Source organism: Paenibacillus sp. FSL R7-0313, assembly GCF_037969885.1.
In the GTDB taxonomy this organism is placed as follows: domain Bacteria; phylum Bacillota; class Bacilli; order Paenibacillales; family Paenibacillaceae; genus Paenibacillus.
In genome coordinates, this window is record NZ_CP150219.1 from 5,315,224 (window position 1) to 5,339,642 (window position 24,419).

At 46.2% G+C, this 24,419-nt stretch carries 17 protein-coding genes; 4 read left to right on the top strand and 13 right to left on the bottom strand.

Translation table 11 applies throughout. From position 1 onward, the window contains the following. Window positions 1-12: 12 nt before the first annotated feature. From NSQ38_RS22935 to NSQ38_RS22950, 4 genes are all read right to left on the bottom strand, one after another. The gene (locus NSQ38_RS22935; RefSeq protein WP_339784176.1) at window positions 13-1,236 is read right to left on the bottom strand and encodes an MFS transporter; all 1,224 of its coding nucleotides are present in this window, start codon (window positions 1,234-1,236) and stop codon (window positions 13-15) included. A 49-nt stretch (window positions 1,237-1,285) separates the two neighbouring features. Next, window positions 1,286-2,338 (bottom strand): ROK family protein, encoded by a 1,053-nt coding sequence (locus NSQ38_RS22940; RefSeq protein ID WP_339784177.1) that lies wholly within the window; start codon window positions 2,336-2,338, stop codon window positions 1,286-1,288. Between the two features lie 36 nt (window positions 2,339-2,374). Beyond that, complete coding sequence (locus tag NSQ38_RS22945; protein ID WP_339784178.1) at window positions 2,375-3,604, bottom strand: ROK family protein; 1,230 nt, start codon at window positions 3,602-3,604, stop codon at window positions 2,375-2,377. 657 nt (window positions 3,605-4,261) lie between these two features. Then, on the bottom strand, window positions 4,262-5,101 hold the full coding sequence (locus tag NSQ38_RS22950; protein WP_062834072.1) for a YitT family protein: 840 nt from the start codon (window positions 5,099-5,101) through the stop codon (window positions 4,262-4,264). A gap of 373 nt (window positions 5,102-5,474) precedes the next feature. Here NSQ38_RS22950 and NSQ38_RS22955 point away from each other — a divergent pair, with 373 nt between their 5' ends. The 3 genes from NSQ38_RS22955 (at window position 5,475) to NSQ38_RS22965 (ending at window position 8,365) form a co-directional block, all read left to right on the top strand. Next, window positions 5,475-6,533, top strand: coding sequence for a fatty acid desaturase (locus NSQ38_RS22955; RefSeq protein ID WP_339784179.1), 1,059 nt, complete (start codon window positions 5,475-5,477; stop codon window positions 6,531-6,533). Window positions 6,534-6,620: 87 nt separating this feature from the next. Next, window positions 6,621-7,769 (top strand): sensor histidine kinase, encoded by a 1,149-nt coding sequence (locus NSQ38_RS22960; protein ID WP_339790662.1) that lies wholly within the window; start codon window positions 6,621-6,623, stop codon window positions 7,767-7,769. After that, window positions 7,766-8,365: a response regulator transcription factor gene (locus NSQ38_RS22965; protein ID WP_036608692.1), complete on the top strand. Its 600-nt coding sequence runs from the start codon at window positions 7,766-7,768 to the stop codon at window positions 8,363-8,365. Before NSQ38_RS22960 ends, NSQ38_RS22965 begins: the two co-directional genes overlap by 4 nt. A 179-nt stretch (window positions 8,366-8,544) precedes the next feature. Here NSQ38_RS22965 and NSQ38_RS22970 read toward each other — a convergent pair whose 3' ends face one another. The 7 genes from NSQ38_RS22970 to NSQ38_RS23000 all read right to left on the bottom strand — a co-directional run bounded on the left by NSQ38_RS22970 (window position 8,545) and on the right by NSQ38_RS23000 (window position 20,410). Next, complete coding sequence (locus NSQ38_RS22970) at window positions 8,545-9,456, bottom strand: hypothetical protein (protein ID WP_339784180.1); 912 nt, start codon at window positions 9,454-9,456, stop codon at window positions 8,545-8,547. A gap of 48 nt (window positions 9,457-9,504) precedes the next feature. Further along, window positions 9,505-10,245, bottom strand: coding sequence for a polysaccharide deacetylase family protein (locus tag NSQ38_RS22975; protein WP_339784181.1), 741 nt, complete (start codon window positions 10,243-10,245; stop codon window positions 9,505-9,507). Between the two features lie 474 nt (window positions 10,246-10,719). Continuing rightward, complete coding sequence (locus NSQ38_RS22980) at window positions 10,720-11,223, bottom strand: ferritin (protein WP_339784182.1); 504 nt, start codon at window positions 11,221-11,223, stop codon at window positions 10,720-10,722. A 157-nt stretch (window positions 11,224-11,380) separates the two neighbouring features. Beyond that, window positions 11,381-11,500: a hypothetical protein gene (locus NSQ38_RS22985; protein WP_017688846.1), complete on the bottom strand. Its 120-nt coding sequence runs from the start codon at window positions 11,498-11,500 to the stop codon at window positions 11,381-11,383. Window positions 11,501-11,600: 100 nt separating this feature from the next. Next, the gene (locus tag NSQ38_RS22990; protein ID WP_036608707.1) at window positions 11,601-11,858 is read right to left on the bottom strand and encodes a YolD-like family protein; all 258 of its coding nucleotides are present in this window, start codon (window positions 11,856-11,858) and stop codon (window positions 11,601-11,603) included. A gap of 153 nt (window positions 11,859-12,011) precedes the next feature. Next, on the bottom strand, window positions 12,012-13,703 hold the full coding sequence (locus tag NSQ38_RS22995; protein ID WP_339784183.1) for a DUF11 domain-containing protein: 1,692 nt from the start codon (window positions 13,701-13,703) through the stop codon (window positions 12,012-12,014). Beyond that, window positions 13,700-20,410, bottom strand: coding sequence for a hypothetical protein (locus NSQ38_RS23000; RefSeq protein WP_339784184.1), 6,711 nt, complete (start codon window positions 20,408-20,410; stop codon window positions 13,700-13,702). Before NSQ38_RS23000 ends, NSQ38_RS22995 begins: the two co-directional genes overlap by 4 nt. A 232-nt stretch (window positions 20,411-20,642) precedes the next feature. Between NSQ38_RS23000 and NSQ38_RS23005 the strand changes: the two genes are divergently transcribed. Next, on the top strand, window positions 20,643-21,773 hold the full coding sequence (locus NSQ38_RS23005; RefSeq protein ID WP_339784185.1) for a GGDEF domain-containing protein: 1,131 nt from the start codon (window positions 20,643-20,645) through the stop codon (window positions 21,771-21,773). Window positions 21,774-21,904: 131 nt separating this feature from the next. Here NSQ38_RS23005 and NSQ38_RS23010 read toward each other — a convergent pair whose 3' ends face one another. Both NSQ38_RS23010 and NSQ38_RS23015 read right to left on the bottom strand, forming a co-directional pair. Continuing rightward, the gene (locus NSQ38_RS23010; protein WP_339784186.1) at window positions 21,905-22,426 is read right to left on the bottom strand and encodes a hypothetical protein; all 522 of its coding nucleotides are present in this window, start codon (window positions 22,424-22,426) and stop codon (window positions 21,905-21,907) included. Window positions 22,427-22,497: 71 nt separating this feature from the next. Next, window positions 22,498-24,138 (bottom strand): diguanylate cyclase, encoded by a 1,641-nt coding sequence (locus NSQ38_RS23015; protein ID WP_339784187.1) that lies wholly within the window; start codon window positions 24,136-24,138, stop codon window positions 22,498-22,500. Window positions 24,139-24,419 lie beyond the last annotated feature (281 nt).

The window sequence follows — 24,419 nt, forward strand, 5'->3', positions numbered from 1 at the left end:
CTCCTTCCATCTCTATTCTAATGAGTATGCTCTTCTCTGTTCTTTGGCCTGCCTGCTGACGATATACAGAATCACTGATCCTAGTGCCGCACTGATCGTGCAAGCCAGATACATCAGTGATGGACCGCCGGAATCGAGTAAATATCCGTTAAGCATATTACCAACAATTCCGCCCAGGCCAGCAAACACCATGTTAAATAAACTTTGTCCTGTGGCTTGCATCTCCCGTCCCGTAACGGAAGCCACATATTCCACTGCTGCGATATAGAAGAATCCGAAGGATAACCCATGCAGCACCTGAACGCCAATCATGACCTCAGGCGTCGGCCATAGCCATTGTATCCCCCAACGTAACATATACGCCCCGGCTGCAAGCAGCATCGTCCGTTCATGTCCCCATTTTCGGAGTATGAATGCTGCTGCCAACATGGATGGAACATTGGTAATCGACGCCAGCAACAGTGCTGTACCCGTCATGGTCACAGAACCGCCAGCCATCTGAAATGAAATAACAAAAAAGGAGTTAAACGCAGTGAGCGTTTGGTTAACCAGGAAACAACCTGTTAGAAATAGAAGGAATGTCCGGTTTCGGAGCAATCTTGCCAAACCTACGGAGAAGGTTACCGAGGACGAGGAGATACTCGTCTGCCGGGGAAGTGTACTTGCCAGTATAGCGCTCAGAATGTTAAACAGGAGAAATGGCAGCCATAACATGTGAATGGAAAACTGGGAGAGATACATCCCTGCGGCAAATCCACCAACTCCCGTTCCTATGCTGCCGAAGAGTCGGATCATGCCATATGAGGTGTTTGCGGCTCTCGCGGCTGTAACCGCATAGGAGTCAGCAACGGGTATTTGAGTCACTTGGAATATAGTGCATAAAGTATAAATCAATATTAATATAAAGTACACTTGAATATTGTAGAAGTACGCTAACGACGCAGGAACAAGCAGGCTTATGACCAGGACGAACCGTGTCTTTTTAAACTTATCTACCAGAATTCCCCATATAGGTTGAAGAATAATGGATACAAGTGTGCCAAACGCCATAATAAATCCTGTTTCTTTACTGGAAAACCCTTGTGCTACGAATATGGGATTAATGTACGGGTTAAACATCCCCCCGGCAAGCCCCATAAACAGATATAGGCCCTGTAATTGGAGTAAAACACGTTTTGCATCATTGGAATCGGCTTTTGTTTTCTCTGTGTAAGCCTTCATATGTCTACTTCTCATCCGGATCTCCATCCTTTATTTCTGTAGTTGCTTCGCCTATTCTCTATTTTTATGTGCGTGTCAGACTCGATTTGATTGCAGCCAATGCCCCGATTGCTCCTGCTTTGTTCCCCAGTTCAGCTACAGCTAAAAGTGTAGGCAGAACGGTGTAACGTTGGAGGCGCGTGCGCACTTCATTTAGATAATAGGATGGGTTGGATGCAGCCACGCCACCACCGATCACTATAATGGAAGGATTGAGTAAAGCCGTAATATTCGCCAGACCTCTAGCCATATAACGCATAGGCAGTTCCAGAATCTCAAGTGCAGCAACATCACCTGATTCGGCTGCTCTGAATACATGTCTGGCTTCAATCTGTTCCACTTCCCCTCCTGCCAGACTCATAATCAGGGATAAGGAACTCCCCTTTCCAGCAGCAAAATAACGCCTCGCCTGTTCGGTAATCCCCGTACCTGAAGTCACTTGCTCAAATACGCCAAAGGAATCCGCATCTGCAACATAACCGGTATGAATCCCTTCGTCTCCTGCAATGAAATGCCCAATCTCACCTGCTGCTCCATTCTGGCCGCTGTAGAGTTGTCCGTTCAGGATAAGAGCAGCTCCAATGCCTGTTCCAACCGTGACCATCACACAGTGTTGATGTCCCTGCGCTGCCCCTCGATCATATTCTCCCATTGCGGCCAGATTCACATCATTGTCCAACATGATATTCCCGCTGTAATACTTCGCAATAACAGGGCGAATATCTAGCTCAGGCCACTGAAAAGCTGGAGCATTTCGCAGTATCCCCTCCTCCTGCAGAATCACACCAGGGAATCCCAAGCCTGCACCCGAAAGTTGATCCAGACTGCATCCAACTTCGCGGCAGAACGTTTCCAATTCAGCGAATAACCATCGGAAGAACTCATCCGGCTGATCACTTGCAAGCGTAGGCAAGATACGTTCATGAACTTCACTTCCAGCCTGTTGTGATGACAAGAGCATTAATGTTTTGGTGCCTCCAATGTCAATACCTGCAATCCAGCCGGATCGATCACCTCCAACCGTACCATCCTGATTGGACTGATCATCATTACTTACGTTTTTCACGGATTCTGTCATCCCTTTCCCCTCCTCACATGTTGTATATCCAATCTCTTATTCCATGGCTTCCTGCTGAAGGTTCAGCATCGTTTGTTGTATGGCTACCTGTACCGCGCCAGTGACAACAGCCTGCTCACCAAGCTTGGAACAGATTAACTGTGGTTGCACCGGGAATTGCTCAGATATAATCTGCCTCAGTAAAGGCAATAACACATCACCGTTTCCTCCTACGCCTCCGCCAAGCACAATGAGATCTGGAGCAAGCACAACGCTAATCTGCCGCAGAGCTGAAGCAATCTTCTGGCTGTATTGCTTTAAAATCTCTAACGCCTCTACTTCTCCACTACGTGCAGCTTCAAATAACTTCTCGGGAGTCAGGTGTCTGTGAAGATCATTTGCAACTACATCTACGTTTACATCTGCACCCGAATCAGCAGCTTCCAATAATAGTTCACCATGCTGATCTAGATAATCTTTCGCCAGTTGCATCAGACCATCAGCGGATAACACTTCCTCCAGACGTCGACCATCGTCCACCAGCATCTCTGCGATCTCGCCAGTTAAGCCACCTAAACCTCGAAGCAGTTGGCCATGTACCATGATGCCAGCACCCGTCCCTGTACCAATCGAGAAAAAAACAAACAAGGGATACCCTGCTGCTGCACCACTCCGATACTCCCCAAGCGCCGCAAGATTCACATCATTTTCCAGAATTACTTCACAGGGAAAAGCTCCTGATAACGACTCTAGAGAGAAAGCTTCTTCCAGACCCGCTAACGGGTCCACAATACGATGGATACGCCCTGAATCAGGCAGCACTACGCCTGGTATACCAAACCCTATGCATTGAATCTGATCCCAGTTCAGATGATTCTTATCAAGCAATTCGTTCATATGGCTTCGAAGAAGCTCCAACATCGTCGCTTCTGCTGGCTCATGAGCTTTTTGAACAACCATAGGATATGTTCGATAGGCAATGATCTCTCCATTCAGATCGGATAATGCAATCCGAATACGTGTTGCGCCGATATCTATACCACAGACATAATAAGCCGTTTCATTGAAACGAATGAGGGTTGCTTTGCGACCCTGAGCGTTGTCAGCTCTCCCCATTTCCCTCACCAGATTACGGTCAATCAGATGTTCGACCGCCAAAGACACCGTTGGTTTACTAAGTCCGGTCTGACGGCTGATATCCGCTCTCGACATCGTTCCCTGAGTTATCAGGGCATCCATAATGAGATTTTCATTCAGATTGCGGATATACTGCGGTGTGCCAGCCATGTTATCGCCTCCTCTAATAGTTAGCATTTTTCATAATTCGATTAAAGTCGCTCTCGGGTACAAAATATAGACGAATAACACCGTTTCGATCTATATCTTGCTGATTGTAAAACGCTCTTGGAAATTATGCTAAACGCTTAGTTAGTTAGGTTTATTAACAAATTGATTAGATTCAATATATCATCGTGCTTAGTCGGTGTACAGCTTTTTGTCATTGCACTCTCTTACTAGAAAGAACCAACCTTCACCTGTAACACAAAAGCCTAATAAAGGAATTATTATACAATAATAGACGTTTATACATTTCCGAAACAGTGACGCGGTCATAGAATACCTTATCACGATCAGGGAGGTTTTAATATGTATAGAAAACATCATAAATGTCATCATCCAAGACCAAAGTGTTTTTACAAAAAAATTACGAAAACTTGTGTTACCAAAATCAAATATGTCCCTACAAAGTGTAAAAAACATTGTTGTGTCACTGTTGAATATTGTCCAGTCAAAAAAAGAAAACATTATTAATATTCTTTTGCCCTTCTCTATAGAGAAGGGTTCTTTCTATTTGAACTAGATTAATACCGGATACCATTAACCTATCAAAAAAGTTGCGGTGATATTTCACCGCAACTCCTTTCTTCCTTATATACATATTCATCAAGTTTTGGAGAGTTCAATAAATCCTTCACCGAATACATCACGCACGTCATGAATGGTGATAAAAGCAATCTCATCTTCCGCTCGTACAATCTTCTTCAGCATAGAAACTTCCTGCTTACTAATCACAATGTATAGAATTTCTTTCTTATTTTTCGTGTAATAGCCATGACCAGACAGGACGGTTACTCCGCGATCCATCTTCTCAATAACTTGCTTCGCGATTTCATCCTGTTTGGAAGAGATAATCATGACTGCTTTTTTCGGATTGAGTCCTTCAATAATGAACTCCATTGTTTTGGTTCCGACAAACAGCAAGACAATTGTACACATTAATCCTTGCGGTCCAATGATGAAGTATGAGGAGAAAGCCACAATCAGATCGAAGAACAGAAGTCCGTAACTGATATTCCAATCCAGATATTTGTTGGCAAGTCGGGCCAGGATCACTGTTCCCGCCGTTGTGCCTCCCACTCTAACAATTAAGCCAATACCAAGACCGGCAAATACTCCAGCAAAAATGGTATTGATCCAGAGTTCATCCGATGCAATCGTCCAACTCTCCGTCAGATGCAGGAACAACGAGTTGAATACCACCGCAATAATCGTATATACCGTAGTCGTTTTATCAAGAAACCGATATCCCACAATTAACAAAATACCGTTCAGGATCAAGTTCATCAGTCCAGGGGACCATTCAAACAGGTAATACAAAATAATCGTGATACCCGTGACGCCGCCTTCAGCCAAATCGTTCGGGATGACAAACAGGTTCACCGCCAGTGCAAACAGAAATGCACCTGCCATAATAAATAGGATATCCGTAATTCGTTTCTTCATTATGCATTCCATCCAATCCATCAGAAATCAACCTAATCGACCCGTCTCATAAGTTGTCATAACCACTCAAAGATAGATTTTACCATGCTCTCAACAAAATTTGTATACATAATACAAATTGTTGCGTAATTTGTGCAAAGGAATTTGTAAAACCTGCTCTTCCGTCTTCTGCAGAGCTATTGAGTATCATACACCCATGACAAATGTCATGGTCCGTCATTGATATTCATCATTACAGAAGGCTGACGTTTATGACTTACTGTCATGTTCGGATTGTTTTACAATGATAAAAACGCTTCCTACAGGAAAGTCTAGCGGGAAACGCCAAGTTGTAGCTGATTACAGTTATAACGATTGAGGAGGACACAATTTTATGAACAGATCAAAAGAAATGGCCTTAAAAAAAGAAGTTACCCCTTACGAAAAAAATGATCTCAGATTAAGTATCCGTCAGTTAATCAATACATTGCTCCCGCTTTTCTTGTTATGGGCTGCAGCTTACTTTAGCTTATCGGTTTCCTACTGGCTGACCTTCCCGATTGCTTTGGTGGCATCCGGATTTGTACTTCGGACCTTTATTATTTTCCATGACTGCTGTCATGGTTCGTTCTTCAAGAGCAAACGCGCCAATGATATTCTCGGTACCATTACGGGTGTATTAACAGTCACACCTTATCAGCAGTGGAAAAACGAGCATTCTATCCATCACGCGACAAGCAGTAATCTTGACAAACGTGGTGTAGGTGATATCTGGGTTATGACGGTTGACGAATACAAAGCAGCTTCTCCTTGGGGACGCCTCTTCTATCGGATTTATCGTAACCCGTTTGTATTGTTTTGTATCGGACCTATTTACGTGTTTCTGTTGGCTTACCGTTTTAACCGTAAAGGTGCAAGACGTAAAGAACGCATCAACACACATCTGACTACCGCATTGATCGTAGTGCTCTATGCATTCATGTCCTGGTTAGTCGGATGGCAGGCTTTTGTAATGGTGCAGGCACCTATCTTCTTCTTCTCTGGTTTCTTTGGTATCTGGCTGTTCTACGTGCAACATCAGTTCGAAGAGACGTATTTTGAACATGAAGATGAATGGAGTTATGTAAAAGCAGCTGTTGAAGGCAGTTCTTATTACAAATTGCCAAAATTATTGCAATGGATCAGTGGTAATATTGGGTTTCACCATGTGCATCACTTGAGCCCGCGTGTACCTAACTATTTCTTGGAAGAAGCACATAACGCAACACCACCCTTGCAAAAAGCTACGACTATTACACTACGTTCCAGTCTGGTTGCCCTGCGCTTCCGTCTGTGGGATGAAGATTCCAAACAGTTTATTAGCTTCAGACAGCTCAAAAAGCTGTCCCGCAAGCCTTATATTCAACCGACTATCCGTGTAACGAATCCAGCGGGTCTGACAGAGAAGCCTTAACTCTGTCGGATTCGTTTTCTTGTGTTCAAGCCATAGTCATGCTACAGTCATGCTACAGTTGAGTACAAGTACAAGGAGGAGAATTACATTCAAAAGTGGATGCAGATTTTTTATAAAAATACAGGGTTGAACCCTTATGTATGGCTCGTCTTTTTCATCCTGCCCTTCTATTACATTTCACAATATTCCAAATTATGGACGATGGTAACAGGCATTATTATCATTCTCGTTTTCTTCGTCTGTTATCTGCTCGCCTTCATCACCAAGGGCTGGCAGGTATACATGTGGATTGGATTGCTCATTGCCATATCCATTACGATGACGATTGCCTATGATTATGCCTACTTCTCATTGTTTCTTGCTTTTTTTATTGGGAATATTAAAAATAAAGCCGGTTTCTTCACCCTCTACTCGGTGAACTTGGGAGCCAGTTTCCTAACCATTAATTATGGTTTTATCAATCAGAGTTCATTGCTCGTGAGTCAGTTCCCGTTTGTGTTCATCAGCTTAATGGCCTCCATCCTGCTTCCAATCAGTACGTATAACAAAAACAAGACTGAACAATTGGAAGGCCAATTGGAGAATGCGAACAAGCGACTTGATGATCTCGTAAAAATGGAAGAACGCCAGCGTATCGCTCGTGACCTGCACGATACACTTGGACAGAAGCTCTCTCTGATCGGTCTGAAAACCGATCTGGCGAGACGGCTGCTCCGCAATAATCCCGATCAGGCTGAGATCGAGTTGAACGACCTCAGACAAACGGCAAGTACAGCTCTGAAGGAAGTCCGGGAAATGGTCACCACCATGCGTGGTACACAATTGGTTGATGAACTGTTCCGGGCGGAACAGATTCTGAAGGCCGCTTCGATTGAATTTGAGCTGGAAGGCAATCCGAAGTTACAGGATACGTCACAATTAAATGAAAATGTGCTCGGTATGTGCTTGAAAGAAGCTGTCACCAATGTCGTCAAACACAGTCAGGCAACAACATGTACCATCACCATTAAGGAAACACTGGCGGATAATGTGTTAACCATACAAGATAACGGTGTTGGAATAGAACGAACTCGCAAACAGGATCGGCGCGGAACAGGAATTTTGGGCATGAAGGAACGACTTGAATTTGTGAACGGTTGTCTGGATATTCGCTCTGCAACAGACATCCCGGGTACAGCGATCATTATTCATGTTCCCAAACTCGTCCGCAAACCGATAAAGGAGGCAGAATCATGATTAGAATTGTAATCGCGGAAGATCAGCGCATGATGCTTGGCGCCTTGTCCTCCCTCCTCAATCTGGAGGAAGATATGGAAGTTGTCGGACGTGCCAGCAACGGCCAGGAAGCCCTTGCCCTTGTCCAGGAGCTTGCACCAGACATCTGTCTGATGGATATAGAAATGCCCGTGAAAAGCGGCCTCGAAGCTGCAGAAGAACTTAAAGGAATGAGCTGTAAGGTCATTATCCTGACCACTTTTGCCCGGACCGGATATTTCGAACGTGCCCTAAAGGGCGGTGTCCGTGGTTACCTGCTCAAAGACAGTCCGATTGAAGAACTTGCCGAATCCATTCGCCAAGTCATGAACGGCAGAAGAATCTTCGCTCCCGACCTGGTCGATGAAGCTTATGTAGAAGAAAATCCCCTGACAGAACGGGAGAATGCCGTACTAGGCCTCATGGCAGATGGGAAAAACACCAAGGAAATCGCCGGGCATCTTTTCATCACAACGGGAACAGTGCGTAACTACATCTCCATTATTCTCAACAAGTTAAATGCCAGTAACCGCATTGAGGCCATCACTCGCTCCAAGGAAAAAGGGTGGTTCAAATGAAAGTACCGCTTTAACCCACTGAAACAAAAATAAACATGTGTCCCGGCTGCATAAGCTGCGATAACATGCTCCAAATAAAAAGCTTGGCCCAGGAAAAAATTGCTGGGCCAAGCTTTTTTATGTGTATCGTAACAACCCAACACTCATTTCTTCTACATTGCAGAATATCCGTAAAACACTCAAGATTTCACAGATACAGCCAAGCCAAGAGCTTCTAATGGCACTTGATCGGTCTTAAGCTGATGAATTTGGTTACCGTCCTGCCATGAGATCGTTACATGAACTGACTTTCCACCACTTGGATATTCAACCTTGATATACCCTTTATCTTTGGGTACAGGCAACGTATGGGACTCCAGGTACTCTACCATTTTCTTCGCTATGCCCGGATTATTCATTTCATCTTCGGATACCGAACGAATTTCCAGCGTCCATCTACCTTCTTGCCAAGTCAGATATTGACTGCCTGCGGCACCTTCACTCATGCCTTTGATGCCATGTCCCAGATCCACAGCCATATCTGCTGGAATATCTTTCAGGTCCGTCTCAGGGAAAATTTCTGGCTGATTCGGGTCCTTATAGGTCTTCACTTCATAGGAAGCCAGTACAGGTATCTTACTATCGGATGCAGTTAAAGATTGATCATTAATGGCAACAGACTGAGTGGTAGCATAGAAGTTTACCTTAAATGCATCAGCAGTATTGGACAGTATTGCCGCACCCAAAGATGTACCCTTGTCCAATGTGAATGAAGTGGGTAACGCTGCATCCTTCATCTTCAGTTGGTTGCGAACTTGTTTGATCATATCATTCACACCTGATTGACCAGTAGCAACATGGTTGTCGCCCGCCTGCGATCCTGATGTTTCTTCATTATCTGTTGTGCCCGTATTCGCTTTGGTTCCTGTTTCATTTTCATTAGAAAAATCAGCACCACCGCTGCCGGTCTCGGTCTGTTCACCCACTGTTGTCGTTGTTGAAGAACTGTTCTCTGATGATGCTGCATTTGAATCCGGTCCGCCACATCCTGCCAGAGCAAGTAAAACGGCTGTCGTTACTGGAATCGTGATCCATAATGGTTGTTTCTTCATGATGTGTACCTCCTTCGTTGTAGCCAATCTGTAGAAAAATTAAAAAGATTAACGCTTGTCGTTCCAGAAGTTAACCGGCTGCACTTTTTTGCTTAATACTTCAAAACGATACCCTTCTGCCTTCAATGTTTTCAACACTTGCGGTAATACTTTCAGCGTTGCTTCCTGGTCGTGCATAAGCACAACTGGCGTTGTTCCGCTCTTTTGCACATTGTGGATCTGCTTCATTACACTGTTATAGACTTTCTGGTGATCTTTCTGGTATTTCCAGTCTTCCGAATCCACATTCCAATCCCATAGATGGAATCCACCCTGGCCCAGCAGTACATTACGGAATGCCGGTTTGAGATATGGTTTACTACCATATGGCGTCCGAACGAGACTTGTTTTAACTCCGGCAACCTTATTCAGACTTACATTGGCCTGTTGCATCTCTTTCAATCCGCTATATGCAGATTTATAGAATTTGCTTGGAACGTGAGTCACACCATGCAGACCCAATCCATGCCCGTCAGCTACGATTCGTTTGGTAGCCTTCTGAAATTTCTCCATTTGAGGACCCAGCATGAAAAACGTTGCCTTTGCATTATACTGATCCAGAATATCCAGTAACTGACCCGTATGAGCGGTTGGCCCATCATCAAACGTCAGATATATGATTTTGGAATTTGCTTTGCTTGCACCACCCTTGGATGCAGCTGATTTGGCAGATACCGACTGCGGCAATAGTAGTGGAATGATTAGTAAAATAGCAAGTGTGAGCATGATAGATTTGCGAATATGTAACATAATTAAAAATCTCCCTTGTGTGTTATATTTCCCCGGGTGTCCATGTTTTTCTACCTTCATCCCTTGGCGATTAATCCTAATACTATCAAAGATAGTCACTCCTGTTCTCGCTTCAAAGGCTACGGTAGAGTTACACTTTTGTCAGATAAACCTAAAATTTAATACGAATTTGATAGATTTAAGTAAAAAAAAAGATCCCGTCAGGATAGATCAATTGTGACATATCCTCTATTACCCACATTCAGAATTTTGATAGACTTTTACTCCAATTCAAACAAATCTATACAATCATTAAATATCGTTGCATGCAAAAAAACCTGCACAAGTGCAGGCTTCTTTGTCTTCAATCAGCATATGGCATCAAACCATCATCCCTTGCAAGGGGATTGCCCCCATTGCTTTCAGGATCATTACCTCATGCTGTATGTACATGGTGTTTTGACGCTGGAATCTTCTCGACTCCCTACGTGCAATTTATTCAGTTGGAGCAGTGAACGAACGTTTGCCAAACTCGGCATCCAGCATATAGAAGGCATTGCTGTCTTTTTCAATGCGGCGAAGCTTCTGAATAATATTGTCAAACAAAGCTTCCTCTTCAACCTGCTCATCAATGAACCATTTCAGGAAATACATCGTTGCATGTTCACGTTCATTCAGAGCGATGTCAGCCAGATTGTAGAATTTTTTCGTGTTTTGCTGTTCATGAGCATAACCATGCTCAAATACATCCAGCATCGAAGCATATTCATTCTTCGGTTCTGGCAAAGCCGCAAGTGTGGCACGTTGTCCACGATCATTCAGGAATTTGTATATTTTCATGCCATGGAATCGCTCTTCTTCCGCTTGCACGATGAAGAAGTTCGCAAATCCATCCAGACTTTTGCTGGAACAATAGGCTGCCATAGCCAGATATACATGAGCGGAATAAAACTCAAAATTCATCTGTTCATTTAAAGATTCTGTTAACGCTTGGCTCATAATCAAAACACCTCTTTCTTTCTCTAGGGATGGTTACATTCTAACATAACGTAAGCAGGACTTACACCGATTTTCTACAAAATTCGCCAATGACTGAACGAACAAAAAAAGCTCTGCCGCGATGGCAGAGCTTCTTTCATTCTTTAGAGATATGCAATTATACCAAGAACGCTTTGGAGATGATAACCAACAGGATGAACAGAACCAGAATGGCACCTACAGAAGTGAAACCTCCGTATCCGTAGCCTCTTGTTTCTCCACCTAATACTTCGCTCATTGACCGTACCTCCTCTGCAACAGGTATGGGTTATCTTATGCAGGAAGAACGACTTTGACAGGGCGGATGCCCTAATTATTCAGATTGCTGTTTTTTTCATTCAGTACCGGGGAGATTGCACACGCATGATATCCAGAAAAGGTACCTTCGCTGTGAACTCTTCTTCGGTATACTCTACATGCACAAGTCGTGTACGGGAGTCCATTTTGACGATGACTCCTTGCACCTGATCTTCCTTGCCCCATACCGTCAACAGTACTTCCGAACGTTCCCGAAAGGCTTCAACCAGCTGGTTTCCCAACTCTTCAAGTTCAAACTCATCCCGTGTAGGTCTTTTTGCTACTTTTGCTTTTGCCAATGTGGCTGCCTCCTCTACTCCGACGTCCCGATTCCACGGGTTGATTGCCGAGTTCATATTCAATTAGTATACCATTCATTTACGTTCGTGTAATCTCATGGCATCCAGAATGAGCAAATTCCTCAGGCAATTTACCGTTAACCGTGATACCTCCTATTCTTCTCCATACTCCACAATGATGCTGTACTCATTCGATCGGGTTTCTCCAGCCCGTTTTTGTCCATTCCATTCATACGTGTACCTGGCAATCAAGTCTCCTTGCAGCGTCCCCGCCTTCTCAGAAGCTAACTGCGCTACATACGAGATGTTCTTTTCCGTTCCAGGCTCAATCACGCCCACATGCAGAACCCGTGGTGTAGAATACTCTGATATGCTCAATTGGATCTCACCCGTAGCTTGCCCAAGCCATCTGGCACCCTCAGGTAAAATGCTCCCAAGTTGTACACGTGCCGGCAAATTGCCCGTATTCCCCACACGTACCTGAAAAGTGACGGTACCTCCCTGCTCGACCAATGTGGGTGTCACTTGAACATAAGCCTGAATTATCGGCGCTTTTAATTCGACCACAGCTTCATTGGATGTAATCATCCGCTGCACTGACCGTGAATCCGGCAATCGAAATGTATACATCAGGCTAGCATGATTCACATACCTGTAGTCCTCAGGCATCGATTCATCTCGATCTGGAAGTTTCGCTTCGAACTGAATATTCAGAACCGAACGGGCTGTCAACGTCCCCAGATTAAGCCCTTTAACCAGATTGGTTCCGGGACGTTTAACCCCATTCCAGCGCAGACTGCCTTCAACAAATGTCACACCTGTTGGCATTACATCCAGGAGAGTTCCATCCACCGCATAACTGCTTGCATTGGAGACGGTAATATTATATTGGACGGCATCACCCAATGTGGCCGTTACCGGGAGCACACTTTTCACCACAGAGACCTGGGGCTGTATCACTTCCAGGGTAACCTGATTGGAGTAGACCGTCTCCTGCTGTCCTGCTGAAATATACGCCAGTACGGCTAAACTTGATATTCCGTTTGCATCGCTTCCCCCCATAACCTGAACCCGATATTGTATCCTAATTGAGCTTCCGGGCAAAATCTCTCCAAGTTGTATGCCCGTATCAGGCGTTACTTGTGGCGCAAACATTTCATCTACGATGACACTCGCAGGTATAAAAACAATACCCTGTGGCAAAGAAATCGTTACTTGGGCATTCGTGGCCGCAATAAAACCCGGATTGCTCACGATGACGGTGTACATGACAATATCCCCTGAGAAGGTATAGATGTGATCCGCCTGCAAGGAGATCTCCAGCCGGGATGAGACCAGATTGACCTCCACGATATTGGATTGTTCCATACCTGTAACCGTTCTGCCTTCCGGTGTCAAAAACTCATAGTTAACCTGTGCCTGATTCAACAGCTTCAGTGTCTCAGGTAAACGCAATATTACAACTTGGAAGTGGTATCGCAACGTGGCTCCGGGCTCGATTTCAGCTGGAGGCAATCCTCTCTCCGGTGATGCTCCCGGTAACGGAATACCATCACGTAATACACTGTTGGGAAGCAGTGCCGTCTCTGCAGATAGCTGATCCAATAGGCGCACTACGGCCGTAAGATTTCCGGTGTTAACAATTTCAACACGGTAGATAAGAGACTGCCCCAAGGCAGCCTCCGTGACATTGCACACTTTTCTGACTTCAAGCCTGGGGCCGATCCACGGTGTTACAACCGTATTCGAATAAGATACCTGTTCCAGTTCAGTCGCACCCGAGCTGAATCGAACCAGGGACTGATTCTTTAGCCAGTGGGACAACGGACCGGAAGATTGGCTCATATCACCACAACCTCTACTCTGAATGTAACCGTAACGGAAGCACCCGCAGCAATCGAACCAAGCGTGATGCCTGTATTCGGATTCCCTGTTGGTCTTGGCACACCATCCACCGTAACACTTCCTTGCACAAATACTGTACCGACAGGTACCGGGTCAACCATGACCACATTATTCACCACTTCAATGCCGCTATTAGTTACTACAACCGTATAGGTGATTACATCACCAACAACAGCATCAATGGCACTTGTGCTTTTGGCAACAACAACATTTGGTGCAGATACCGGGATAACCAGAACATTCGAAGATACGGTGCCCGTCAACAGACGGCCATCGGGTGGACTAAATGTATAGTTGGCCACCGCCTGGTTAACCAGTTGCTGATCCTGCGGCAACGTATCTACAGTCACTTCGAGGGTAACCGTTACAATAACCGTACCTCCGGACGGTATGGTACCCACAACGATACCCGTCTCCGGATTGGCACCTGGCTGTGGAACACCATCAATCAGAACACTGTTGGGAAGCAGTACGGCTCCATTCGGTATATTGTCCGTTAATGTCAAATTTGCATCAAGATTCCCGCTATTGTTAATGGCAAAAGAATAGGTGATAGTGTCACCAATCGTTGCATTGGAAGTGCTCCCTGTTTTGGTTACGGCAATAATCGGCTGATAGATTGGTGTTACAACCGTATTGGAATACGCTGCTCCCGAGAAAACACCCGATGTGAAACTTACGGAAGACTGACTGCTCACTTGTGGTGGTGTTGGCAGTGTATTGACCCGAACTGCATACGATACCGCTATCGATGCTCCAGGTGCCAAACTACCAAGGGCTATGCCCAGCGCAGGGTTGGCCAAGGCACGTGGGACGCCGTCCACCAGAACACTGCCTGTAACAAATGTAGTGGCTGGGTTGATCGGATCGGTGATCACAATGTTGTTTACCGGGTCAATTCCTTCATTGGTCACAACCATCTCGTATACAATCGTATCGCCCACCACAGCATCAATCACCGGAGTGGTCTTCACAACGCTGACATTCGGAGCAGATACTTGAATGTTGAGTGCGTTGGACGTAATCGTGCCTCCAAGTGTTCTTCCATCAGGTAATGTGTACGAAAATGTAGCAGAAGCCTGATTGGTGATGGACTGGCTCAAAGGTAATGTCACAATCACAACGGAGAAGGTAACTAGAGTTGTTGTAGAAACGACACCAAGCGGAATACCCGAAGCCGGATCTGCACCTGGTGCAGAAGCCCCGTTAATAATAACGCTATTTGGAACAAGCTCTGTTCCGGCTGGAATGGTATCGGTCAACGTGACGGATGCCCCATAGTTCCCGGCATTGGAGATGGCGATGCTGTACACAACGGTATCCCCTACCGTTGCTATCGTCTGATCTCCCGTTTTCACTGCCGACAGAATAGGTTGATAGACCGGAGTTGTAACTGTATTGGAGAATGTGGTCGCTGAGAAAGTACCTGATGTAAAGCTGACCGTGGACTGATTGTTTAACACTGCACTTGCCGGGAGCGCCGTAACCTGCACACTAAATACAACGGTTACCGTAACACCAGGTGCGATGGAACCAAGTGTTATTCCCGTAGAAGGATTGGCACCAGGGCGCAGAACACCATCGACAAACACGCCGGTTGGCGCAAGAACGGTACTTGTCGGCAATGCATCCGTGAAAACCACATTGTTCACCGTTGCAATTCCGTTATTGGTTACAGCGATGCTATACGTTACGACATCACCAACAGATACCGCCGTTGAAGTTGTGGATTTGACGACATCGACATCCGGTGCCGATACAGTAATGGTCAGCACATTGGATAGAACAGACCCCGTGATGTTCCGCCCATCCGGCAATGTATATGATAGAGCTACCGTAGCCTGATTCACCAGTTGTTGCGGACTTGGCAGCGTATCAACAACTACTGAAAAGGTAATGGTGGTCGTAGCTCCGGGAGCCACATTGCCTGCGGGGATGCCGGTTGCCGGACTTCCTGCTGGCAGCGGTTGACCGTTCACAATAACGCTATTTGGAACAAGGATGGTTCCGGCTGGAAGGTTATCTGTCAAGTTAATCTGGGCTCCATAGTTTCCCTGATTGCTCACGGTGATCGTGTAGCTGACCGTATCCCCAACGGTAGCGTTTTGTGTACTGGCTGTTTTTTGTGCTGAAAGAATAGGCTGGTACACCGGAGTGACCACGGTATTTGAAAAGGTTGTGCTTGAGAATGTACCTGAGGTAAAACTGACCGTAGAGCGATTGCTCAACTGATTGCTTGGCGGGATCGCGTCGACACGGATACTGAACGTGACCGTTGCGGACGTTCCGGGCCCCAATGTCCCAAGGGATATCCCACCTGCCGGATTGGCTCCAGGTTGCGCAACCCCATTCACTGTGACACTACCTGTAACAAAGGAGGCTCCGGCTGGAATCGGGTCCGAAAACTGAATATTGTTCACTGGTGCAATTCCACTGTTAGTCACCAGAATGGAATAGGTCACCGTATCGCCTACCGTAGCCGCAGTGGAAGCTGTGCTTTTGACAACAGCGACGTTTGGTGACGAGACCGGGAACGTGAGCGTATTCGAAGTGGCTGAGCCAGTCAACGTCCGCCCATCTGGAGGTGTAAAGGTAAAGGATGATGTAGCAAAATTGCTAAGCTGCTGCGGAGATGGAAGGGAATCCACAACAACAGCAAACGTGACAACAGCCGTCGCCCCCGCTGCTACAATGCCTACCGGGATGCCAGCTGCTGGCGTCGCTCCAGGTTGGGGTACACCAGATACCACAACACTGTTAGCTACTAAAGTAGTCGCAGCTGGAATGGTATCTGTCACTGTAACATTTGCCTCCAGATTGCCTGTGTTGCTAACCGTTACCGTGTATACAACCGTATCACCTACGGTTGCATTGACGGTATTTGCCGTTTTGACAAGTGAAATCTGCGGTTGTATGACCGGAGTCTGAGTCGTATTGGACGATGATGACCCTGAAAATGAACCGGATGTGAAGCTGACCGTCGACTGATTGTTAATCTGTGAAGGAATCGGCATGGTAATCGTCACCTCAAAAGTTACGGTAACCTCGGCTCCTGGAGCCAACGTACCGATTGGAATGCCGGCTGTCGGATTGGAGAGCGGGAACGAAGTCCCGTTCACAATGACACTTCCGGGTACAAATGGGGTATTTGAAGGAAGAGGATTGACATATACCACATTATTAACGGCTACTGTGCCGTTATTACGAATAACAGATGTGTATCGAATGACATCCCCGACTACGCCGTACTCTACATTGTCACTGTTAACAATCGTAACATTGGGTAGAGACACTGGAATAGTGATGGTGTTTGATGACGAGAGACCGGCAATCGTTCTCCCACTTGGCAGCGTGTAGGCAAACGAAGCAACCGCCTGATTAATTAACTGTCTTGCATCTGGCAAACTGGTAACCGTCGCAACAAAGGTGACTGTTGCACCTGAGCCCGCAGCAATCTCTCCTAGACTGATTCCTATCTCCGGGCTGACCCCAGGTGTAGGTACGCCATTAATAATGACACTATTTGTGCTGAATACTGCTCCTGCTGGAATGGGATCAGTCAAGGTAACCGTTGCAGCTATATTACCTGTATTGTTAATTTGGATGGTGTAATTAAACGTATCGCCTACCGTCAAACTTGTTGTACTTGCTGACTTCACCACTTGGATCACTGGCAGAAATATGGGGGTATTTACTGATATGGAAGAAGAAACACCATTAAAACTGCCTGATGTAAATGCTGCATTGGCCCGGTTACTAACCAAACCCGTGGGTGGAACAGAATTCACTCGGGTCTGATAGGTCACAGTTACACTGCTTGAGCTATTCAATGTACCCACTGCTATTCCCGCAACGGGGCTTGCGCTTGTAACAGCAGATCCATTAATCGTGACACTACCCGGGACAAATTCAGAGCCGGATGGTGCATCCGAAATCACCAGATTTTGTACTGCACTAATTCCTGCGTTTGTTGCAACAACGGTATACGTAAGCACATCTCCTACTGTCGCATCCGGTGTATTTACTGTTTTACTAATAGAAACATTGGGAGCCGATGCAGATATACGAACGATATTGGATAAGCTGCTGCCTGAGAGATTCCTTCCACTTGGAAGCTGGTACGTATAACTTGCTGTCCCTTGATTCTCCAGTGTCGGGGGAGTCGGAAGTGTGGTGAGTGTAGCGCGAAACACCACCGTAGCCGTAACTCCCGGCAGGAGGCTGCCCAGTGTTATTCCGGTTAATGGGCTGGTTCCAGGACGTGCAGTACCATTCACGGTTACCGAATCCGGGACAAACGTCAGTCCCGCTGGAATCGTATCGGTCACATTTACTTGAGTCGCTATGTTTCCACTGTTCGTGACCACAAGTGTGTATGCAATCTGATCCCCCAGTGTCGCATTGGTTTGGCTTGCCGACTTGTTGATACCAACAACAGCTTGGTATACAGGGGTTGTAATGGAATTGGAGTTGGAAATACCCGTGAACGCACCTGAGCTATACGATACTACCGCTCGGTTGACTAACGAACCCGAAGCAGGCTGGGACTGCACATTCACCTGAAACGTCACCGTTGCAGAACTTCCGGCCGCCAATGTCCCAATAGAGATACCACTGCTCGGATTCGCAGACGGTACGACAGTTCCCCTTACGGTTGCACTGCCGGGAACAAAAGTTATTCCAGCAGGGAGCGCATCTGTAAGTACCACATTGTTAATCACCTGAATACCGCTGTTGGTAGTAACTACGGTGTACGTGAAGGTCTCCCCGACAGCAACATCGGTGACTGATGCTGATTTTACCGTGGTCACATTGGGCAAGGTTACCGGGATTGTTAAGGTATTCGAGGCGATGTTTCCCGTGATCGTCCGACCATCAGGTGAATTGAAGGAATAAGAAGCCGTAGCCTGATCCACAAGAGTCGGCGGTGTCGGCAAGCTTGTTACAAGTACCTGAAAGGTCACGGTATTGGCACTTCCTGCCGCAAGGCTCCCCAGATTAACGCCGGTAACCGGATTGGCGCCAGCAATCACATTTCCATTCAGACGAAAGCTGCCTGCTACATATGAGCTACCACTTGGAATGTTATCCCTCAATGTAACGTTGGCAGCAACATTCCCTCCGTTGTTCACTTGGAGTGTATAAGTTACCAGGTCACCCACCGTGGCATTGGTGGTACTCGCCGATTTCACAATGGACAGGTTTGGCGAATAAACAGGAAGGGTGGAGTTATTGGACGGAATAACTCCGGTAATGACCGGCCCCCCTGCTACGCTTTGAAAGGTAAAGGCTGCATTGGCCGAATTCACCAGTTGCAGGATGCTTGCATCCTGACCGATGAGTGCTCGATAGGTTACAACGACACTGCTGGATAAAGTTAACGAACCCAGCGGAATGCCTGCCGTCACATCAAGTGTTGGACGGGATACACCTGCAACAGTGACACTGCCTGGAATAAAGGTAAGACCTGCAGGAAGTGAATCGGATAAAACAACACTGGCCGCACTCGCAGTGCCTGCATTGGTAACGGTAACCGAATATAAAATACTATCCCCGGCAACTGCACCGGCGGCGACCGTTGCCTTAGCCAATGTGATCTTGGGTGCATTAATATCAACTTGAATTGCATTGGCGTTGACAATGTAGGCATCCCCCGAGGTGGTTAATGTCAACACCGCAGATGACTGGTTATTGATCAACCTTGCTGAAACATCCACATTGGTAATATCCCAGCCTTGACGTCCACCGATAATATTGGTGCCTGGAGCCCCGTTGATCTGATTTCGTGTCCCAAACGTTCCTGTTGTATTAAGCGCTCCGGTATCTCCGTTAATCTGAGAAGCAAAAAAGTTCGCAGCTAGATTATTGGGCCCGGACAAAGCAACCGATGTAGCTGAGGTTGGCCCGAATAATGCCTGGTCACCGGTCCGGTTCGCGTCGCCCTCCTGCGCACTGAACAGTATTCTTCCTCCCAGTACACCGGAAAGGGGCGTTGCAAATCCAGTCAATGTGGTAACGACAGGTGGTGAAGTGGATTGAACGAGTACGCCTCCTGCACGCAAAGACATGTTGCGAAAAGGCAGATTGGGATTCTGATAAATGACTCCAAGTGTCCATCCCGCATGATTGGCCGTGGAATCATTTGTAATAACAATAGTCCCTACTACTGCTCCGGTGATATATGTACCTGCTCCCCCATTTTGTACAAGTGTCGTCACATTGGCGGAACGTACATAGCCAGCAGCACCGCCCCCAAGATCAAATTGATTGTAGGTAAGTGGATCGGGGGTAACACTGGAAGTCCCTGCCGGTGTAATAAACGTAACCGGATTGTTGATGGCAGCACTCAGATTGACTGTACCATTGATGTAACTGCCGCCCCAGATCAATTCTGCATACAGAACGGTACTTCCAGCCGGCAGCGTAAGAATGGCTGCTGAACTGTTGCTCTGATACAGGCTTGTCGTTCCCAGTGGATAGGTGCCGTACTGGAGGCTGGTGTTGGTTGTGATAAAACCTCCAATACTGTCCTGTGTTCCGGGTACCCCCGCTGTTTCCGAACGACTCAGTCCAAGCGTATTTCCTGTAAATGTAATTGCTCCCGTAGCATTAACGGTTGAACGAACGACAAGAGGAATGAAGATCACCTCCCCTTCATCAATGATTTCCTACATATGGAACGGAGCCATGTATATAGTCTATGAGTGTATCGTTGAGTTTTGTTTGTCCTCCATAAAAAGTTTGTGACAACTCGAAACTTCTGTGAGTTTTGTTCTCACATAACAGTTAAATACATTTGCGTTTTGTTCATTGTGATTTATAATCATCATATACGAGAGTAATTCTGTCGTACCATTATGATGCAGTCAGCGGTGATATATGAAAGGTTTCCATACGCGCAATAGCCATATTCCAACAGAATACGAGTTCAAACATTCCAAATGGATTCAAAAAATGCTCCATGCCTACTGGGTTGTTATCATTGCACATTTCGCCATTCAGATTGGCTGTTTCCTGTTTCTGGAGTATGAGCGCACACCGATAGATTTCTTGATGAATGTGCTTTTCTGGCCTACGGCCGTCAGCAGTTCATGCATTTTGTTCGCAAGTTGGGTTGATCGGCGCTTCAGTTCATATTCCTTTTACACCATGTCTATAGCCAGCACGGTTATCGCCTGGACGATTATTCATGTCAATTATGACATTCGGATTATATTAGCAATCTGTCTGTTGCCCATCTTTGCTTCGGTACTGTTCTTCAGTAAAAAAAGAGTCTGGATTGTCTTTCTGATGCAGATGATTGGTTACCTTCTGGTTTTGTTCGATCCGGCCTACCGGTTGTACCTGTCTTCATTTGACATGGTATCCATTCCGGCTTTTCTAATCCTTGGTACATATGTAGCACAGGTTATCGTAACCAGCGGCGTTGAAGTTTTGGAAGATCTTCAGGCCAGTATGGTTGCCAAGCAGGACCTTATTGTGCGAAATGCCATTATGACCAAACAGTCCAAAACTGACGGTTTAACGAACCTTTATAATCAAAGCTCATTCAAGGATTATTACGAAAAAGCATTTGAGTATGCCAACAGTGGCTTGAGTTTGCATCTGGCCCTGATCGATATTGATGACTTCAAATCCATTAATGATACGTATGGTCATCGGGTTGGAGACATCATTCTGGAGAAAGTGTCCCTGATCATTCAGGAAACGATTACCTCAAGTGATATTGCAGCACGGTACGGGGGCGAAGAGTTCGCCATATTGATGTTTGAGCAATCTTTCAAGCAGGCCTATGCCTTGGTGGAACAGATTCGTCAGAAGATTGCCCTGATGGGCCATCTGGAACTTGAAGGAGCTTCCATCACGGTGAGTATCGGTCTCAAAAGCTACAGTCCTAATCTAAGCAAAGACAAATTGTTCGAGGAAGTGGATGCCTGTCTGTATGCCGCCAAACGAACAGGTAAAAATAAAACCGTAACATCACTTGATCTGACTCCGTCTCCTTCGTAGAGAAAATATAAATAAAAAAGTTGTGCTGTACACCGGAATTCCGGTTTGTACAACACAACTTTTTTTGGGTTTGCTTATGATCAATTAGCCGATCTTCTCTCTAAATCCATACCTGCAACTATGTCTGTACATCATTCCGCCCATTCCCAGCGATGACGATTTTGCTCCAGCCTGGGATGCAGGTATTCGGACGATCCGTCAATGATGAGACGCAGCTCTTTGATCCAATCCTTGAAGGAATCAAATGAAGCAAACATATTCGCCATCTCTATCGTCAAGTATAGAAAGTGAGGGGCTGGATATTCCGCAGTGATATGGCGCAACGCGCTATCCACAGGTGTATATTTCTTTCTCTTGCCCTCAAGCCCCTCCACACGTATACGTGAAGTTGGATGTTCCCGCCGCCAATCATGCAGGCGGTCTTCTCTTTTGTAATATGCCTGTATTGTATCCTTGCTTATTCGTTTGAACGTGCTCTCATGTAAAGGATACAGCACAAGCTGTATGAATGAACGGGTATCCACCGTTGCAGCAGCGCGCTCGAGTTGCTCATCCGTCACATGTTCAAACGAGTCATAAAAAGTCAGTGTGCCTTTACGGCTGGCCGCAGGTGGCTCATAACCATAAGGTACAGATGTATGATTTCCAGACATTTCACCCCTCCTTGTCTATACGCACATTCGCACAAAGGTAATTGGGATAACCCAGCTATTGTTATTATACGCTAACGATCCTGCTTCAACTCGGAATAAAATGTCATTCTGTTCTTACCTGCACGTTTGGACTCATACAAAGCTTCGTCCGCCATCCGAATAATCTCACTTGGGTTGTCGCTGTTGGTTGGATATTCAGCACCTCCAATGCTACATCCAATTCGAATTCGCTCGTATTCGATAATAAACGGCTTGTTCAGACTTTGAATGATGGCTTCTGCATAAGCCATGGCTTCTTCCCTCGGATGACTTCCAACAGACTGAAGTACAATCAGGAATTCATCTCCGCCCAATCGGACTGTTATACCCTTCTCCTGACCAAGAGCCGACAGTCGCTGGGCCACTTTCTGTAGCAGCACATCTCCAGTCTGATGTCCAAGTGTATCGTTGACCCGTTTGAATCCATCGAGATCCAGATAGAGAAAAGTCAGCGTGTGATTTTCACTTTCGGTCTCCAGAGACTCCTCCAGATACACTTCAAGAGCAGTGCGATTCGGCAGACTAGTCAACTGATCAAAATGCGCCAGATTCTGCATCACGACGAGCTCTGAGTTTTTATTCATAAGAGAGGTCAGCATATCCCGAAGCGAACGGGACAACACTTCAATCTCCTTTATCCCCTTATTCGCAGGAATCTCAAGCTCTTCCCCTGCACGCAGTCGATTGGCTACTCTGGTAAGACGCACTAGTGGGGAAGAGATCAGACGTGAGACAAACCAGCCAATCAGTGCAAACAGCACGGTAACGGCGAGTCCAGACCACACATTAAACCACATCAGGTCAAACACAGAAGCAAAGGCAGAAGACTTGACTTGACGAATGACTACGGTCCAGCCTAATCCGGGGTAATCCAGATGACCCTGGCTGTAGGCAAACCCTGTCACATATTCATTACCGTCAGGCCACTTTTCAATGGACCAACTGCTTTTGTTGCGCTGGGCCTCTTCGATGCCGGGCAGTACCAACGGTTTACCAACCCATTCCTTCGGCCCCAGCAGCACTGTATGTTCCTTTTTGCTCACGATAAAGAACTCAATGTCTTTTTCTTCCCTTTTCAATGGGGCAAGAACGGATTCCTCGACTTCCTTCGCCCATTCCCAGCTTAAATGTGCAGCGAGCACACCTTGAATATGTCCTTTGCTATCCTTCAGCGGAAAACTGATATCGACAAATTGCAACGGCTCTCCCGTTGGATTCGGAAGCAGCTTGGCAAGAAGTACTGCATTATGCACATCTCCAATGAATTTACCCTTGATTCCCTCCTGATACACAGGTCGCTCCGATAAATTTTCCCCAAGCAAGATACCATCCGTGGCAGCTAACACTTTTCCTTTTGGGTTCATGAATCCAACCCATGAGAATGAGGGAAAGCTATCTTGTAACTGATCCAGCAGCATCTGAATCTCATCAGGTTGGAATCCATCTTCCAACGAAACCATCCGGCCCAGCAGGTCCAGTTCACCCGCGCGAGCGGACATGAATCGATCCAGCTTGTCTGAAGCCTGTGAGGCCGTGCCTGTAAGCGAGTGACCAATCTCAGTCTCTACAGCAACAAATGACTTTTGGCTAAAAATAGACCCAATCGTCAGAGTAACCAGCAGGGATAACACAGCGAAGATGACTGTAAGCACAGTTCTAATTTTGAATGACATTACTTCCTCCATTACACGGTGAAACCATCTTGCTTTTCAACATAACTATGCTGTAAAGAGTACACGGAATGTCACCTCGGACGTGTCTCAAAACTCGCTGAAGTGCATCTTTTACCGCCTTTTCGCCCCCTGCTGCGTCACTTTCCCTTGACGTGCCCCGGCACGCCTGCGGAAAACTTCCTGGCTTGGAACGAAAATTCGGCAAAATCTGCTTCTTCGGAGTTTCAGACACGCCCTAATCGTTTTCATATTTATCGGAACTTGTGTGTTTATTTATTATA